At 65.1% G+C, this 15,451-nt stretch carries 16 protein-coding genes and 5 tRNA genes; 14 read left to right on the forward strand and 7 right to left on the reverse strand.

Annotated features, from left to right (window positions below; translation table 11 throughout):
• The first annotated feature begins 1 nt into the window (after position 1).
• The 11 genes from dmpG to NA5_RS40620 all read left to right on the forward strand — a co-directional run bounded on the left by dmpG (position 2) and on the right by NA5_RS40620 (position 7,434).
• A complete protein-coding gene (gene dmpG, locus NA5_RS24720; RefSeq protein WP_062990077.1) occupies positions 2 to 1,036 on the forward strand; it encodes a 4-hydroxy-2-oxovalerate aldolase in 1,035 nt (344 codons plus the stop codon).
• Between the two features lie 476 nt (positions 1,037 to 1,512).
• A complete protein-coding gene (locus NA5_RS24725; RefSeq protein WP_157110617.1) occupies positions 1,513 to 2,403 on the forward strand; it encodes a hypothetical protein in 891 nt (296 codons plus the stop codon).
• Entirely contained in the window at positions 2,388 to 3,308 is a 921-nt protein-coding gene (locus tag NA5_RS24730; RefSeq protein WP_245672377.1) for a hypothetical protein, read from the forward strand. The genes NA5_RS24725 and NA5_RS24730 overlap by 16 nt, the downstream gene beginning before the upstream one ends.
• A 230-nt stretch (positions 3,309 to 3,538) precedes the next feature.
• Positions 3,539 to 4,024 carry a hypothetical protein gene (locus NA5_RS24735; protein ID WP_062990081.1) on the forward strand — a complete coding sequence of 162 codons (486 nt, stop codon included), beginning with the start codon at positions 3,539 to 3,541 and terminating at the stop codon, positions 4,022 to 4,024.
• Positions 4,025 to 4,080: 56 nt separating this feature from the next.
• Positions 4,081 to 5,754 (forward strand): asparagine synthetase B family protein, encoded by a 1,674-nt coding sequence (locus NA5_RS24740; protein WP_245672378.1) that lies wholly within the window; start codon positions 4,081 to 4,083, stop codon positions 5,752 to 5,754.
• Between the two features lie 15 nt (positions 5,755 to 5,769).
• A complete protein-coding gene (locus NA5_RS24745) occupies positions 5,770 to 6,501 on the forward strand; it encodes a hypothetical protein (RefSeq protein ID WP_062990085.1) in 732 nt (243 codons plus the stop codon).
• Positions 6,502 to 6,945: 444 nt separating this feature from the next.
• Positions 6,946 to 7,021 (forward strand) — tRNA-Glu (locus NA5_RS24750).
• A gap of 1 nt (position 7,022) precedes the next feature.
• Positions 7,023 to 7,095: transfer RNA gene (locus NA5_RS24755), tRNA-Ile, on the forward strand.
• A gap of 3 nt (positions 7,096 to 7,098) precedes the next feature.
• Positions 7,099 to 7,171 (forward strand) — tRNA-Asp (locus NA5_RS24760).
• A gap of 4 nt (positions 7,172 to 7,175) precedes the next feature.
• Positions 7,176 to 7,248: transfer RNA gene (locus NA5_RS24765), tRNA-Lys, on the forward strand.
• A 95-nt stretch (positions 7,249 to 7,343) separates the two neighbouring features.
• Positions 7,344 to 7,434 (forward strand) — tRNA-OTHER (locus tag NA5_RS40620).
• Position 7,435: 1 nt separating this feature from the next.
• On the opposite strand, the gene NA5_RS24770 is transcribed toward NA5_RS40620, so the two are convergent.
• Positions 7,436 to 8,005, reverse strand: a complete 570-nt coding sequence (locus NA5_RS24770; protein ID WP_062990087.1) for a TetR/AcrR family transcriptional regulator — start codon at positions 8,003 to 8,005, stop codon at positions 7,436 to 7,438.
• A gap of 126 nt (positions 8,006 to 8,131) precedes the next feature.
• Between NA5_RS24770 and NA5_RS24775 the strand changes: the two genes are divergently transcribed.
• Positions 8,132 to 9,562 carry an MFS transporter gene (locus NA5_RS24775; RefSeq protein ID WP_245672379.1) on the forward strand — a complete coding sequence of 477 codons (1,431 nt, stop codon included), beginning with the start codon at positions 8,132 to 8,134 and terminating at the stop codon, positions 9,560 to 9,562.
• Between the two features lie 41 nt (positions 9,563 to 9,603).
• Here the strand turns inward: NA5_RS24775 and hsaB are convergent, their stop codons facing one another.
• Genes hsaB through hsaA form a run of 4 tightly spaced genes read right to left on the reverse strand, consistent with a single transcriptional unit; the run spans position 9,604 to position 13,155 of the window.
• A complete protein-coding gene (hsaB, locus tag NA5_RS24780; RefSeq protein ID WP_062990273.1) occupies positions 9,604 to 10,176 on the reverse strand; it encodes a 3-hydroxy-9,10-secoandrosta-1,3,5(10)-triene-9,17-dione monooxygenase reductase subunit in 573 nt (190 codons plus the stop codon).
• 29 nt (positions 10,177 to 10,205) lie between these two features.
• Complete coding sequence (gene hsaC / locus NA5_RS24785) at positions 10,206 to 11,111, reverse strand: iron-dependent extradiol dioxygenase HsaC (RefSeq protein ID WP_062990089.1); 906 nt, start codon at positions 11,109 to 11,111, stop codon at positions 10,206 to 10,208.
• Positions 11,111 to 11,989 carry a 4,5:9,10-diseco-3-hydroxy-5,9,17-trioxoandrosta-1(10),2-diene-4-oate hydrolase gene (hsaD, locus tag NA5_RS24790; protein WP_062990091.1) on the reverse strand — a complete coding sequence of 293 codons (879 nt, stop codon included), beginning with the start codon at positions 11,987 to 11,989 and terminating at the stop codon, positions 11,111 to 11,113. Before hsaD ends, hsaC begins: the two co-directional genes overlap by 1 nt.
• A 2-nt stretch (positions 11,990 to 11,991) precedes the next feature.
• Positions 11,992 to 13,155, reverse strand: a complete 1,164-nt coding sequence (gene hsaA, locus NA5_RS24795; protein WP_062990275.1) for a 3-hydroxy-9,10-secoandrosta-1,3,5(10)-triene-9,17-dione monooxygenase oxygenase subunit — start codon at positions 13,153 to 13,155, stop codon at positions 11,992 to 11,994.
• A 198-nt stretch (positions 13,156 to 13,353) separates the two neighbouring features.
• Here hsaA and NA5_RS24800 point away from each other — a divergent pair, with 198 nt between their 5' ends.
• Together NA5_RS24800 and NA5_RS24805 are read left to right on the forward strand one after the other, a co-directional pair.
• Complete coding sequence (locus NA5_RS24800; protein WP_062990093.1) at positions 13,354 to 14,550, forward strand: 3-ketosteroid-9-alpha-monooxygenase, oxygenase component; 1,197 nt, start codon at positions 13,354 to 13,356, stop codon at positions 14,548 to 14,550.
• Positions 14,550 to 14,879, forward strand: a complete 330-nt coding sequence (locus NA5_RS24805; RefSeq protein WP_084484393.1) for a hypothetical protein — start codon at positions 14,550 to 14,552, stop codon at positions 14,877 to 14,879. The genes NA5_RS24800 and NA5_RS24805 overlap by 1 nt, the downstream gene beginning before the upstream one ends.
• Here NA5_RS24805 and NA5_RS24810 read toward each other — a convergent pair whose 3' ends face one another.
• Together NA5_RS24810 and NA5_RS41870 are read right to left on the reverse strand one after the other, a co-directional pair.
• Positions 14,880 to 15,290 (reverse strand): cupin domain-containing protein, encoded by a 411-nt coding sequence (locus NA5_RS24810; protein ID WP_062990095.1) that lies wholly within the window; start codon positions 15,288 to 15,290, stop codon positions 14,880 to 14,882.
• A 7-nt stretch (positions 15,291 to 15,297) separates the two neighbouring features.
• Positions 15,298 to 15,444, reverse strand: a complete 147-nt coding sequence (locus NA5_RS41870) for a PIN domain-containing protein (protein WP_218020150.1) — start codon at positions 15,442 to 15,444, stop codon at positions 15,298 to 15,300.
• Between the last annotated feature and the right edge of the window lie 7 nt (positions 15,445 to 15,451).

Consider the following 15,451-nt stretch of genomic DNA (forward strand, 5'->3'; position numbering starts at 1 on the left):
CATGGCATATTCCGCAGAACTCGACATCCGCGTCACCGACACGTCGCTGCGTGACGGCTCGCATCACAAGCGCCACCAGTTCACCGCCGACGATGTGCGCAATATCGTGACCGCGCTCGACGGCGCCGGTGTGCCGGTCATCGAGGTGACGCACGGCGACGGCCTCGGCGGCTCGTCGTTCAATTACGGCTTCTCGCACACTCCCGAGCAGGAGCTGGTCAAGATCGCCGCGGAGACGGCGAAGCAGGCCAAGATCGCGGTGCTCATGCTGCCGGGCGTGGGTGTCAAGGAGGACATCAAGATCTCCCAGGACAACGGTGCGTCGATCTGCCGCATCGCCACGCACTGCACCGAGGCGGACGTATCGATCCAGCACTTCGGTCTGGCACGGGAGCTGGGGCTGGAAACCGTCGGCTTTCTGATGATGTCGCACACCCAGCCGCCGGAGGCGCTGGCCAAGCAGGCGCGCATCATGGCCGATGCCGGATGCCAGTGCGTCTACGTGGTGGACTCCGCGGGTGCGCTTGTGCTCGAACAGGTTTCGGACCGGGTGGCGGCGCTGGTCGCCGAACTCGGTGATGACGCCCAAGTCGGCTTCCACGGGCACGAGAACCTGGACCTGGCGGTCGCCAACTCGGTCTACGCCGTTCGTGCCGGTGCGAAGCAAATCGACGGCAGCGCAAGGCGATTCGGCGCGGGTGCGGGTAATACGCCCGTCGAGGCGTTCATCGGTGTCTGCGACAAGCTCGGTATCAAGACCGGTATCGATTTCTTCGCGATCGCCGATGCCGCCGAGGACGTGGTACGGCCCGTCATGCCGCAGGAATGCCTGCTGGACCGACAGGCACTGATGATGGGGTACGCGGGTGTGTACTCCAGCTTCCTCAAGCATGCCGAGCGTCAGGCCGAACGCTATGGGGTCTCGGCGGCCGAAATGCTGGTGCGCGCGGGCAAGCGCAAGTTGGTCGGCGGCCAGGAGGACCAGTTGATCGATATCGCACTCGAACTCCAGCGCGAGGCGTCCGTATCGGCTTGATCCGGTGCCGAAAAGGCCGCGACCACTTTGGGTCGAATGCGCTGTCGCATATCCAGTGGGTACCTCGCACAGGTTCTACCTTGTGCGCGATGCCCATTGGACATGCGCCAGCCTCAGAGCGCGGTGAAGTGCTCAGTGACGATGGGGCCTCCGTTCGGCACCAACGCTCGCGGTGAACAGTCGCGGCTCAGAACACAGTCGAACGCTCGGCATGGCGGTGAGTGCGCTGTCGCATATCCGGTGAGTGCCTCGCACAGGTTCTACCTTGTGCGCGGTACCCACTGGATATGCGGCAGGTGAACATTCGAATTCGGGGTTCCGGAGGGGTGGGGAATCGGCGATCATGAATTGTGATCTGTCCGCATTGCAATGCGAATCTGTTGCGCAAACAGCGCGGCGGTCGGCGCTGTTCGACGTGTAGGCGGGAGTTCGCACTCGAACCGAAGGAAAGTCCGCTCGGGCTGCACGATATTCGGGTGCGCAAGCTGGCCGAGCGGCTCGGTGACGGACGTGGGCTGCGGTACACGCTGTTACAGCTGTGGTACGCGGCCGGGCGCAAGAAGATTCCGGATGTGGAGCGCGGGTTCAAAAGAGCGCGTATCGGAGTCGGCGTGGCCGTCGTGGCTATCGCCATTCTCCTGATGGTGAGCGGTGCGGCACCGGCCGCTGCGGTGATTCCGCTCGGCGTGCCGGTTTTGGTGCTGGCCATTTTCGCGATGGGAGCGGCACGGCCCTGGTTCCTGCGCCGGGCCACAGTACCGATGCCGGTGTTGTACAGCACCTTTCGTCGGGATGTAATCGGTCGGTGGACATCGATTTACGGTGCGCTGCCGCCCAGCGCGGTCGATGAAGATCTGGTGAAACCACCGGCGGTGCAGCGGCCACGATTCGCGGTGTTGTGCCCGGATCGCAGTGTGCTCGCCTGCCTTGCCGCCAACAATGTGTCGCAGACCTGGTCCATGGCGTTGTCCGACCGCATCGACCGGCTGCCGTCGGATGTGCCAGTGATCGTGCTGCACGATGCCAGCATGCCGGGGATCGCGATGGCGGGGAAGGCCCGCGTCGCACTCGGGGCCAGGGCCGTGGTGGTCGGCCTGTCGCCGCGGGCGGTACTGGGCAATGCGTCGGCGCTGCGGTTGCGGGACCCGCGGCCACTGCCGCAGGACACCGCATTTCTGCATGGGGAACCGTTGTCGGCGGCGGAGATCCAGTGGCTCGCCGAGGGGTGGTGGTCGCCGATCGCCGCGATCCCACCCGCGAAGCTGCTCACGGTGCTGGAGCGAGCGGTCGAGCGGATAGCGGATGCGGCCGATCCGGATCGCCGCCGCGCCCGCGAGATAGGTTTCCTCACGTGGCCGAGCCGGTGAAGCAGCACATGCTCGATCGGCTACTACGCGTCGCCGTCGACCGCGCCGCCGCCCCGAGCGGCATCCGATTCACCGAGCGCCAGCTCTACTACGAGCTCTGCCGCCTGCTCACGCCGATGCATCGAGCGCCGCGCCGGTTCACCTTCACGGTCCCGGCACCACTGAGCTACGCCACCTTCCGCGCCGCCCTCGACCGCCTGGAGTTCCCGGGCCTACTTATCCCCACCCCGCCCCGCACCACCCGCGCCGGACTCCACACCCCCGAACCCGACCTCTTCGACTACGGCTTACCCCGCCTACTCGTCTGCGAGTCCGACGCGATCGCACAAATGCTGCGCGCCAACGGATTACCCATGGAATCCGCCTGCCCCGTACTCAGCGCGTCCGAACTCCCGCTCGACCCCGGCATCGCCCAAATGCTCACCCGAGCCGACGGCACCATCTACCTCCTGCACGACGCCAGCCCCCACGGCCTCACCTTCCCAGCCCGGCTCACCGACCTCACCGAAATCCCGGAGAAGCTACGAGTAGTCCCCTTGGGCCTACGTCCACGCCAAGTGGCCACCCTCCACCTCCCCCACCTCCGCGCCCCGATACCGACTTCCCTCGCGGCGCAGGTGGATCCGCGCGAGCGCGATGAGCCGCGCGCTGGGGCCGCGCGCATGGATTCGGGGGAGCGCGCAGGTTTGTACGCCCTCGAGCCGAGTACCCGGGCAACGCAACTGGACTCATGGGAACGCGCATGGCTACACCACGGCCGGTTCGTCGAGGTCGAAGCTGTGCGCCCGGCATCGCTACTGCGCACCGTGCACCGCCTCGTCCGCGACATTCACCCACCCCGAACGGCCCTGCCCGAACTGCGCCGCGCCCGAACCACGGGCTTCATGACCTGGCCCACCGCATGAGGTCCCTCAGCATCATGCCGCAGCCCCTCGCAATGCCACCCGCTCTCGAGGATCTGGCTGCCGAATGGTCGCAGCACGGGACTGGGTGCGTTGCGGCCCGTTCCGTATTGCGCGCAGTTTGGTTTGCGCCGCGTGCCGCGCGAGGGCCTCGACGCGAAGATTCGATCGAACTGTGCTGTGCTCGGAATGCGGGCATGTCGACTTGGCCTGCTGCATGAAAGGGAATTGTTGTGCCGGAGCATCGGCAGATCACGTATACCGATGAATTGCTTGCTGACGAGTCTGTGCATCGGCGGTATGCCGATGGGCGGCAGGAGTGGCGGACGCGCGGTGCGCAGGGGGTGGTGTCCTGGCGCGATGATCGGGGGAATTCGGGGACCGATGAGGGGCTCGGGCCGAAGATCGTCAAGCGCGTGTACCACAACGGATCCGTCGTCTACGGCAGGGAGGCGGGGTTCGGGCGGACGCTGTGGGGTGACGGGGTATTGACCGTCAATCGCTCCTCGTTCGGTGGTCGGCTCGGCGGCATTCTGGCCGCGGTGGCGGGCGGTGCGCTGCTCGGCGCGTTGATCATGCCGCCGACTTCGCTGACCGCCGAGGAAGAGGAGGAGTTGCGCCGACAGGCGGCAGCGCAGTCGTCCGGTTCCGGCGACGGGGACAGCGATTACGGCGGTTGGGACGATGACGGCGGGGACGACGGCGGCGATTTCGGCTGAGGGAAACGATGTCTCGTTGGTGTGCATTCTCGACTCCGGACGATCCGGCCGGTCAAGTGCGAGCGGTTGGCGGCAAACCGGTTTCGGTGCTGGCCGGTCACGCGCTCGGTTTGCTCGATGGGCCGGGCATTGCGGCAGGTCCGTTCACCGTTGGTGAGCTGACGGCCGTCGGTGAGGTCACGCTGTTCAACGCGGCCCGGCTGCGTGCCCGACTCGGCGCGGACGTGCGGCCGAACTGCGCGGACGGTGAACTGCTTTTGCACTGCTACGCCCGCTTCGGACTCGACGGAATCGCCGCCGCCGACGGCATGTTCGCACTCGCCATCGCGGACGGCGACGATCTGGTTTTGATCCGCGATCACGTCGGCACCCGCACGCTCTTCCACGCCCGCGCAGCCAATGGCTGGGCCGCGTCCACCTCGCTTCGCGCATTGCACCGATGGCCCACGCTGCGGACGGGCCTGCATCTACCCGCGGTTCGCTCCTTCCTCACCTTCGCCTACCTGCCGGGCCGCGAGACCCTGCTGCGCGGCGTCCACGAGGTCCTGCCGGGACGCTGTGTTCGCCTGCACGGCGATGGTTCGATGACCGAGGAAACCTACTGGGAGCCAATCGAAGTCGAGGATGCCCGATCGGCCGCCGAGCACGCACTCGAACTCCGCGGGCTGCTCGAGGACGCGGTCGCGAGGCGACTGCCAGCGGGCGAGCCGGTCGCAGTGCTGCTCTCCGGCGGCATCGACAGCAGTCTTGTCACCGCCCTCGCCGCGAAACTGCACGATCAGCGCGTCCGCTCGTATTCCATCAGCTTCGGCGGAACAACCCCGAATGAACTCGCGTACTCCGGGCTCGTTGCCGCACACTGCAATACCGATCATCGAGTGCTCACCGTGCCCGGTGAAACGGTCGCGTCGCGACTGGCGGAGACGGTATCGCTGCTGGACTGCCCGGTCGGCGACCCGCTCACTGTGCCCAATCTGATGCTCGCGGAAGCCGTTGCGGCAGACGGCATTCGGGTCGTCCTCAATGGCGAGGGTGGCGATCCGGTTTTCGGCGGTCCGAAAAACCTGCCGATGCTCATCTTCGAATTATCCCGCGACGACCCGTCTCCGGACGCCAGAGCGCTGGCCTATCTGGACAGTTACCGCAAGTGCTACAGCGACCTGCCGGTACTACTGAGCCCCGACGTCCTGACCGCACTGGCAGACGCACCACCGATGACCGATCTGCTCTCGCCCTACCTGCGCCAGGGCCGGATGACCGGCCTGCTGAACCAACTGCTGCACACCAACCTGCGCACAAAAGGCGCACACCATATCCTCACCAAGGTCGAACGTCTCACCGCCGCAAGCGGTTTGGAGGGCCGCGCGCCGCTGTTCGACCGCGCCGTCATCGACCACGCCTTCCGCGTACCAGGACGGTTCAAGCTGGCGGGTACCAGCGAGAAGTGGATACTCAAACAGGCTGTGCGCGACCTACTTCCGGCGACCATCGTGGACCGTCCGAAGAGCGGTATGCGAGTTCCCGTGCAGCAGTGGCTCTCTGGGCCGCTGCGCGAGCTCGGACACGATCTGCTGCTCGGCTCGTCCGCACGGGCGCGCGGCCTGTTCCGCGAGGACACCATTCGCTCGTGGCTGCGCGGCGACGGTGCGCTGCTGCCGCGGCAGGGCGGCAAGTTGTGGCTGGTGCTGTCGTTGGAACTGTGGCTGCGGTCCTTCGAAGTCGGACCATGAGTACCTAGGAGCCGAATGTCCGATCCCCGAATCAAGCACCACGCGGACGACGAGAACGAGATCCACGATCTTGCCGAATTCGTCGACGCGGGCCGTAATGTCGTCACACCCGTCGCACAGTTCCCGGCGGAGGTCGCCGCGGTGGTCGTCCAGGCCTTCGCTCAGATAGTCCGGAATGCGAAGGCCAGCCGCGTCGCGACCGCACCCGACGCGGATGGCATCATCCGCTCCCAGACCTTCGAAGAGGGCGACGTCTACATGATCGAGTCGCCCTTCGACGGCTTCTTCGCCGATCGCTACATCATGGATTTCTACAATGCCGCCGAACGCGGCATCTGCTCGCGCATGCATCTGCACACCGGCCTGCGCTTCGTTCGCATGATGACCGGTCCGGACACCCACATCCGGGTCAGCAGCCTCTCGCCTTTCCGCGTAACCGATGTGGAAGGCGTCACGCCCTTCGCGCCCGAGCAATTCGAGGACGAGCTCCCCGACACCCCACCCGACCTGCTCCGCACCAGATACAACCTGATCGTCCCGCCCTGCTCCTTTGTCGATATGCAGATCCCGCGCGGCGTGAGCCATCAGTTCAATGCCATCGGCCCGCACGCCGTCATCGACTCGGTCCACCCGGAAGAGTCCATCGAGGTCTTCCGTGAACAGATGTCCGGCTTCAAGATGATGGCCCAAACCGTCTTCCTGGCAGAGGAATTGCCGGATGCCGCCTCCTGCACCTCGCTCCCATAGCGCCCAGTATCAGCTGCGATACGCCGCCGCTCCGCTCCGCTGGCCGCGCACCGATCGCGACTCGCGGCCCCTATCGTCCGCGTCGTCGCGGTCGCGTCACATGCGTAACGAGGCTCCCGCATATCCAACGATTACTTCGCAGAGGGTACAACCTATGCGAGGTAGCCATTCGTTGTGCGACAGCATATTCCGGCCCGCGCTGGCGATTTAATTCGGTTGCGATCGGGTGCGGTGGTGCATACGGTGAGTGCACCGAAGTTCAAGGGAAGGACCCGCAATGACCACCAAGGCGAAATTCGATGAGCGTGAGCGCTTGTTCGATGCTGCCTTGGAAAGTGCTCTCTCGCAGAGTATTTCGTCCGATAAGAGTTGCGGACCATGACATGAACGTCGTGTCATCGGGCCGCACCGGGCAAATGCCGGGTAGCGGCCCTTCTTCATTTCGGCGCAGTTGCTCTGTTGGTATGGGCAACCTGACTTTCATTCAGGGACCACGTCGGTTCGATTCCGATCTGCGTCACGCCCGTTTAGCTCAATGGTGCAGAGCGCCTCTCTGATACGGAGGAGATGGGAGTTCAATTCTCTCAACGGGTATATGGCCTCGTGCTCTGTTGGTCGAGCACTCTGATTGTCGATCAGAACGACGCGGGTTCGATTCCCGTCGAGGTCGCGATGCGCCTGTAGCTCAGCTGGTAGAGCTGCGGACTTTTAATCCGAAGGTCGTAGGTTCGATCCCTACCGGGCGCACACCGGGAAAGTCGGCCAGACGGGTGTCTGGGATCGCTTGCTAAGCGAATCGAGGCCAGCGGCCTTGGGGATCGTGCCCTCGTCTTTCCGCACCCGGAAAGTCATGCGGACCGGCGTCCGTCACCGTCTTGAAAACGGCTAGTCCCATGCGAATGGGATGGGGATCGACACCTCGGCTTTCCGCCACTCAATTGCGCGCGCGCATACCGTCCAGCGTCACATCGAGCATCCGAGGGGCCGCTTCGGGAACCGTTTCGCAGGCGATCCCGATGCCGTGGCCGAATCTGAGCAGATCGCGGGGCTCGATGTCGCGACGGATATCGCCCGAATCCTGCGCCGCATGCAGCAGCGCGGCCGCCGCATCGGTGATCAACGATCGACACAGGGTGAAGGTCGGCGAGCCCTTGTCCATCCCTGCCTTCAAGGTGGTCGCGAGGCTGCGGTTGTTCATCACCCACTGCACCTGTTCGCGCAGCCACGTTTCCAATGCCTCGGCGGCCGAATGGGTTTCGAGCAGCTGGTGAGCGCGGGCGCTCAATTGTTCAATGTTGGAACGGTATACCGCCTCAACCAGCACCTCGCGGCTCGGGAAGTGCCGATAGAGCGTGCCGATGCCGACTCCGGCGCGGCGGGCGATCTCTTCCAGTGCGGAATCCGGACCTTCTTCGGCGAATGCCTCCCGAGCGGATGTCACGATCCGCTCGTAGTTGCGCCGGGCGTCCGCGCGCATCGGCCGTCCGGTTGACGGTGCTGTCATGTTCCCTCCACTGGAAAACGGAAGGACCCTCCAGATAGGCTTGCGTAACTGGAGGAACCCTCCATATGATAGCTCTATCGGAAGCGGAGGCTCCCTCCGTTTGAGTCCCACTCGATGGAGCGTTCTTTGTCCACCACCATGTCCGCGGACACTCGTGTGCCCGCAATCTCCAGCGCCGGTCGGCTGCGATCCGGCATTGTGCTGGTCACGCTGCTGACCTGCCAATTGATGATCATCCTCGACATCACCGTGATGAATGTCGCGCTGCCGCGCATCCGCACCGATCTGCACTTCAGCGCGACCAACCTGGCCTGGGTGATGAACGCCTACACCCTGGTCTTCGGCGGTCTGCTGCTGCTCGGCGGCCGCGCGGGCGATCTGTTCGGCCGTCGCAACCTCTTCATCGCCGGTACGGCACTGTTCACGCTGGCCTCGCTGGCGGGCGGGCTGGCGCCGTCGGCCACCTGGCTGCTCATCGCCCGAGTTGTGCAGGGCATCGGCGGTGCCATGGCCGGTCCCAGCACTCTCGCGCTGCTGACCACCACATTCAGCGAACCCAAGGCCCGGATGCGGGTGCTCGCGCTGTTCTCCGGCATGTCCAGTGCGGGCTTCGCGATCGGTCTCATCGTCGGCGGCCTGCTGACCGAATGGCTGAGCTGGCGCTCCGCGCTGTTCATCAATGTGCCCTTCGGCCTGGCCGTGGTCGTCCTCGCGCTGCGCTATCTGCCGGATGCCGCACGTCAGCCCGCCCGCCTCGACCTGCCTGGTGCGGTGACCGCGACCGGCGGTGTCGCCGCGCTGGTGTACGGCTTCATCAGCGCCGCATCACACGGCTGGAGCGATGCGGGCACCGATATCTGGCTCGCTGTCGGCGCGGTATTGATCGCCGCCTTCCTGACCATCGAGGCACGCACGGCCCAGCCCCTGCTGCCGCTGCGGCTGTTCGTCGATCGCAACCGCGCCGCGGCCTACGCCAATATGTTCCTCGGCCCGATGGCCGGTATGTCGATGTTCTTCTTCCTCACCCAGTACCTGCAGGAAGTGCGCGGATTGAGTGCGCTGGCAACAGGTTTCGCCTTCTTGCCGACCGCGCTGCTGATGTTCACCATGATCCGGCTGATCCCGCGCCTGCTGCCGCGCTTCGGTCCGAAGCCGGTGACGGTAATCGGCACGCTGCTGATGGCGGCCGGTCTGGTGCTGCTGACCCGACTGACGGTCGACACCGCCTATTTCCCGATGCTGTTCATCGCCATGATCCTGATGGGAGGCGGTATCGGCCTCGCCTTTTCACCGCTCAATGTGATCATCATGTCGAGCGTTGCGCCGACCGAGGCCGGTGCCGCTGGTGGCGCACTGCAGACCCTGCAGCAGACCGGCGCCTCCCTCGGCCTCGCCATTCTGGTTACCATCTTCGGCACCGCCGCCCGCGATGCCGGAGGTTCGGCACACCACGCCCTGGTCAGCGGCATCACGGCCGCCTTCGCGGGTGCCGTGGTCATCGCCGCGCTGACCTTCGTCGTCGCCCTCACCTTCCGCAGCACGCGTCCTGCGGAGTGAAATATGGCCCCGCCCAGGTGATTCCGGGCGGGGCCATATTTTCAGAGCCAGGTGTCCAGCGTCGTCGTGGTGAGGAAATGCTCCAGGTCGTGCCGCCAGGGGGCCGGTACGGTCTTATCCGGCTCGATGGCGGTGTACTGGCCGCGATAGAACAGCAGCGGCCTGCCGGAGCTGGTCGACTCCGACAGGGCCAGCACTCGGCCGATCACGATGTAGTGATCGCCGCCGTCGACGACGCTGTCCACCTTGCACTGGATGGTAGCCAACGCGTCGTCCAGGAGCGGGAGCTCCAGTTCCGAAGTGTGCCATTTGGTTTCGGCGAACTTATCCGGTTCGCGGGAACCGAAGCGGGCACACAGTTGCTGCTGTTCCTCGGCAAGGACATTCACACAGAAGCCGCCGGACTGTTCGATGGCCGCCCAGGACCGGGAGGTCTTGGTCGGGCAGAACAGCACGAGCGGCGGGTCGAGGGACAGGGCGGCGAAGGATTGGCAGGCGAACCCGATCGGGGCGTCGGCATCGAAGGTGGTGATCACCGTGATCCCGGTGCAGAACTGCCCCAATACATTTCGGAACTGTCGTCCGTCGATCGCCGGATATTCGTCGGTCGTCATCGTCTCCCCGCTCGCCCTGTCACGCATCGCTACTGCTGCCGCTGTCCGACCGTGAAGTCGTGACCCCACAGGCTGACCGCGGTGGACTCGCGCGCGATCCAGTCCTCGTCGTCGACTTCCAAACCTTCACAACCGAATTCGACGTCGAAGCCGCCCGGTGTCTTCATATAGAAGGACAGCATCTTGTCGTTGACGTGCCGACCCAGCGTCGCCGACATCTTCACCTTCTTGCGCAGTGCGCGATCCAGGCAGAGCCCGACATCGTCGGAACCCTCCACCTCGAGCATCAGGTGCACGATGCCGCTCGGGGTCGGCATGGGCAGGAAGGCCAGCGAGTGATGGCGCGGGTTGCAGCCGAAGAAGCGCAGCCAGGCCGGTTCACCGTCGGCGGGCCGCCCGACCATCTGCGGTGGCAGCCGCATCGAATCGCGCAGCCGGAAGCCGAGTACGTCGCGGTAGAAGGTCAGCGCGGCCGCATCGTCGGAGGTGCTGAGCACCACATGGCCGAGCCCTTGTTCGCCCGTGACGAATCGGTGTCCGTAGGGGCTGACCACGCGCCGGTGTTCCAGCGCCGCACCGTGAAACGCCTCCAGGGTGTTGCCCGAGGGATCCTCGAACGAGATCAGCTCGTAGACCCGTCGATCGGCCTTCTCCTGTGCGGTGCCTTCCTTGAACGGCACTCCAGCCGCATCCAGCCGGTCCCGAATGTCTTGCAGCTCAGCGGCATTGGCCGTCTCCCAGCCGGAGACCTGCAGCTGATCCTTCTCACCCGGCGAGATGACGAGTCGAGCCGGGAAATCGTCCATGCGCAGATACAGCGCCTCGGGATTGCTGCCCTTGCCCTCGACCATGCCGAGCACCTTGAGGCCGTATTCACGCCAGGCCGCCATATCGGTGGCCTCGATGCGCAGATACGCCAGTGATCGAATGCCCATCACTTCTCCTTCACACCGGCAAGGAAATCCGTTGCCAGCCGGTTGAATTCGTCGAACTTCTCCAGCTGGGCCCAGTGCCCGCAACCGCCGAAGACGTGCAGCTGCACCCGTGGAATCATCTTCGTCGCGACCAGCGCGCCGTCGAGTGGATTCACCCGATCTTCCCGGCCCCAGATGAGCAGCACCGGCTGGCGCAGCTTATAGGCATCGCGCCAGATCATGCCCTGCTCGAAATCGGCTCCGGCGAAGGACTTGCCCATCGCCCTGGTCGCGGCCAGCGCCTCGGGCGTACTCGCCGAGGCGAAGCGCTCATCGATCAGCTCGTCGGTGATCAGCGACTGATCGAAGACCATGATCCGCAGGAATGCCTCCAGGTTTTCCCTGGTCGGCTCGTAATTGAACTTCGCGAGGTTCTTCACGCCCTCGGTCGGATCCGGGGCGAACAGGTTGACGCTCAACCCGCCCGGACCCATCAGCACCAGCTTGCCCGCCCGATCCGGGTAGTCCAGCGCGAATCGCACCGCGGTACCCCCGCCGAGCGAATTGCCCAGCAGGTGCACGCGTCCGGTGATCTCGAGCGCATCGAGCAGATCCTTCAGCGCCGAGGCGCTGTGCACGAAGTACTGCGGATGCTCGGTCGGCTTATCCGAGAGTCCGAAGCCCGGCTGATCCACGGCGAGCACGTGGAACTCGCGCGCCAGCACCGGGATATTGCGGGCGAAGTTGGACCACGAGGAGGCGCCGGGCCCGCCGCCGTGCAGCAGCACGATCGTCGGGCCGTTGCCCACTCCGGCCTCGTGATAGTGCAGGCGCAGATCGGGCCGCACCTGCGCGTATCGCGAGGTCGATTGGTAGGTGAGTTCGGTAGTCGCTGTCACAGCTAGACCATGCCGTCGGTAACCGGAAGCCCGAATTCGTGCGTGCCGTACATGACATAGGCGCGCTCGGGATCATTGGCCGCGTGCACCCGACCGGCGTGCGCGTCACGCCAGAAGCGTTGCAGCGGAGTGCCGTTCGCGAGCGCGGTGGCGCCGGAGGCCTCGAAGAGCTTATCGATGGATGCGATCGCCCGGCCGGTCGCGCGCACCTGGTCGCGGCGGGCCCGCACCCGCAGGTCGAACGGAATCTCCTTGCCCGCCACCAGCAGTGCGTATTCGTCGGCGACATTGCCCGACAGCTGACGCCAGGCCGCATCGATATCGCTGGAGGCCTCGGCGACGCGCACCTTGGTGAACGGATCGTCCTTGGCCTTCTCACCGGCGTAGGCCGCGCGCACCCGCTTGCCCTGGTGCTCGACATGGGCGGCGTACGCGCCGTAAGCCATGCCGACGATCGGCGTGGAGATGGTGGTGGGATGGATCGTGCCCCAAGGCATCTTGTACACCGGATCGGTGTTCTGGGCCAGGCCGGGGGATTTCAGCTCGCTCATCGCGCGGAAGCTGAGGAACCGATGCTTCGGCACGAAAACATCCTCCACCACAACGGTATTGGAGCCGGTGCCGCGCAGGCCGACCACATTCCACACATCATCGATGCGGTAGTCGCTGCGGGGGATCAGGAAGCTGCCGAAGTCGACCGGCTTGCCGTCCTTGATCACCGGACCGCCGAGCACCGCCCAGGTGGCGTGATCCGAGCCCGACGACCAGGCCCACGCGCCCTTGACGATATAGCCGCCGTCGACGACCGTGCCCGCGCCCATCGGAGCGTACGACGAGGAGATCCGGACCTCGTTGTCCTCGCCCCACACATCCTCCTGCGCCTGCTGGTCGAACAGCGCGAGGTGCCAATTGTGCACGCCGACGATGCCCGCCACCCAGCCGGTGGAGCCGCATGCGCTGGCGAGCTTGCGAACCGTGTCGTAGAACACGACCGGATCGGCCGCGTGGCCACCCCACTGCTTGGGCTGCAGCAGGCGGAAGAAGCCGGTCTCCTGCAGGGCCTTCATCGATTCGTCGGGGATGCGCCGCAGGTCCTCGGCCTCCTGCGCGCGCTCGCGCAGTGTCGGCAACAGTGCTTCGACCCGTTCGGTCACTTCTTGCGTCATCGCGGGAGCCGCTCCTGCCTGGTCGGATTGGTAACCGGTACTCATTTGCCTCTGAGACTAGAACAGGTTCTTATTTCTGTCGAGAACGGGTGACCATACCGGGCATTCGTCACCGATTCGCAGGTGGTCGACGGAATCGCTGGCGTGGAACGCGACATTTTTGTAACGTGTTCTAGTACAGAAGGAGGAGGAATCGCGATGGCAGTTACCCCACAGGGGAGCGGTGCGAAGGTTCGCGAGCTCGACGTGGGCTCCGCGCCCACCCGATACGCGCGGGGATGGCATTGCCTCGGTTTGGCGAAGTCGTTCCGGGACGGCAAGCCGCACGCGGTCGAGGTGTTCGGAACCAAGCTCGTCGTCTGGGTCGACAGCAATGACGAACTCCGAGTGCTGGACGCCTACTGCAGGCATATGGGTGGCGACCTGAGCATGGGCGAGGTCAAAGACGGCGACATCGCCTGCCCGTTCCACGATTGGCGCTGGTCCGGAACCAGCGGCAAATGCACCGCGATTCCCTATGCGCGGCGCGTGCCGCCGCTGGCGCGGACCCGCAAGTGGACCACGCTCGAGCGCAACGGGCAGCTGTTCGTCTGGCACGATGTCGAGGGCAGCCAGCCGCCGCCGGAGGTGACCATTCCGCACATCGTCGGCCCGTACACCGACGCGGATGGCAACCCGAGCGAACAGCTCGACAGCGGGTGGACCGAATGGACCTGGAACTCCCTGCTGATCGAGGGCGCGAACTGCCGCGAGATCATCGACAACGTGGTGGATATGGCGCACTTCTTCTATATCCACTTCGCCTTCCCGACGTACTTCAAGAACGTCTTCGAGGGGCATATCGCCACCCAGTTCCTGGAGACCAAGGGTCGTCCCGATATCGGCATGGCCTCCAAGTACGGCGGCGACACCCTGCTGAAGTCGGAAGCGTCGTACTTCGGGCCCTCTTACATGATCAACCCGCTGGTCAATATCTACAGCGGATACGAGGTCAAGAGCGTCCTGATCAACTGCCACTACCCGGTGACGCAGGATTCGTTCGTGCTGCAGTGGGGTGTCTCGCTGGAGAAGCCGAAGGGCGTCGACGGTGAGATGGCCGACAAGCTGGCCGCGAAGATGACCGAAGGCATCAGCGTCGGGTTCCTCCAGGATGTCGAGATCTGGAAGCACAAGTCCAAGGTCGAGAATCCGCTGCTCTGCGAGGAGGACGGCCCGGTCTACCAGCTGCGTCGCTGGTACGACCAGTTCTATGTGGATCTGGCCGATGTGACCGACAAGATGACCCAGCGCTTCGAATTCGAGGTGGATACCACCAAGGCGAACGAGGCGTGGGAGGCCGAGGTCGCCGAGAATCTGCGGCGCAAGCGGGAAACGGAAGCGGAAGCAGGAGTCTGATGGCGCCGACCTGGGCGAAAGCACCCGACTTCGCCGACCAACCGGCGCGGCGGGCCGAGGTGCAGGCCCAGACCGCCGTCGACAAGCAGCGCTATCTGGAGGAGGGTCTGACGCCGCTGCGGTGTCAGTCATGCCAGAGCGAGGTGCTGGTGCGCAAGAGTTCGTCGCACCAGACCTCGGTGCAGTGGACCGAGAATCCGGCCGCGCGCTGCCCGGTCTTCGCCAGACTCAGCGCGCAGGGTTACGGACCGGGGCGTCCGGAAACCTGTGCGCAACTGGAGAAGACGATCAAATGGGCCGTCGACGAGGGTCTGCTGGAAATCGACTGATCAGTCCAGGGTGAAGTCGGCGAAGTCGAATCCCGGCGCGACGATGCAGCTGACCAGCACGTATTCATCGCCAGCTGGCCGCGCGGCCTGACTGGTCCCGCCCGGCACCACCGCCTGCAACACCTGCCCGTGCTCGACATCGGGCCCGAGGACAATCTCCTCGCCCCCGATGTCGAGCACCAGCGCCCCACCCCGATGCCACAACCACACCTCATCCGAGCGCACGGTATGCGGTGCCGACTTCTCACCCGGCATCAATAAGAAGTAGATCCCGGTCGCACTGGCCCGCGGCCCCGGGTAGCCCTCCGGCGTGAATTCCGTAGCACTACGCCAGGTTTGCCGATACCGCCCGCCTTCCGGATGCGGCTCCAAATCCAGTGCGACAGCCAGCGCCGGTCGATTGTCGGTCATGCTCCGACTATGCCCGATCGATGGTCTTCTGGGAGCCCAGCCACTGATGCGGCTGATCCCGGTCTGCCGCCGAACGCGCACAACAGAAGAACTCGGGTTCGACGATCGGGCACGCCGCGATCAGCCCGGCCGCTGCCACGCCTCTCATAGACATGGGCGAC

It is taken from the genome of Nocardia anaemiae NBRC 100462 (genome assembly GCF_001612725.1).
Taxonomy (GTDB): Bacteria; Actinomycetota; Actinomycetes; order Mycobacteriales; family Mycobacteriaceae; genus Nocardia; species Nocardia anaemiae.

What these genes read in the sequence shown, in the direction of transcription:
- NA5_RS24810 (WP_062990095.1), bottom strand. Translation starts at nt 15,290, where the DNA reads ATGACCGACAATCGACCGGCGCTGGCTGTCGCACTGGATTTGGAGCCG.
- hsaC (WP_062990089.1), bottom strand. Translation starts at nt 11,111, where the DNA reads ATGGGCATTCGATCACTGGCGTATCTGCGCATCGAGGCCACCGATATG.
- NA5_RS24745 (WP_062990085.1), top strand. Translation starts at nt 5,770, where the DNA reads ATGTCCGATCCCCGAATCAAGCACCACGCGGACGACGAGAACGAGATC.
- NA5_RS24770 (WP_062990087.1), bottom strand. Translation starts at nt 8,005, where the DNA reads ATGACAGCACCGTCAACCGGACGGCCGATGCGCGCGGACGCCCGGCGC.
- hsaA (WP_062990275.1), bottom strand. Translation starts at nt 13,155, where the DNA reads ATGACGCAAGAAGTGACCGAACGGGTCGAAGCACTGTTGCCGACACTG.
- hsaB (WP_062990273.1), bottom strand. Translation starts at nt 10,176, where the DNA reads ATGACGACCGACGAATATCCGGCGATCGACGGACGACAGTTCCGAAAT.
- NA5_RS41870 (WP_218020150.1), bottom strand. Translation starts at nt 15,444, where the DNA reads ATGTCTATGAGAGGCGTGGCAGCGGCCGGGCTGATCGCGGCGTGCCCG.
- NA5_RS24805 (WP_084484393.1), top strand. Translation starts at nt 14,550, where the DNA reads ATGGCGCCGACCTGGGCGAAAGCACCCGACTTCGCCGACCAACCGGCG.
- dmpG (WP_062990077.1), top strand. Translation starts at nt 2, where the DNA reads ATGGCATATTCCGCAGAACTCGACATCCGCGTCACCGACACGTCGCTG.
- NA5_RS24800 (WP_062990093.1), top strand. Translation starts at nt 13,354, where the DNA reads ATGGCAGTTACCCCACAGGGGAGCGGTGCGAAGGTTCGCGAGCTCGAC.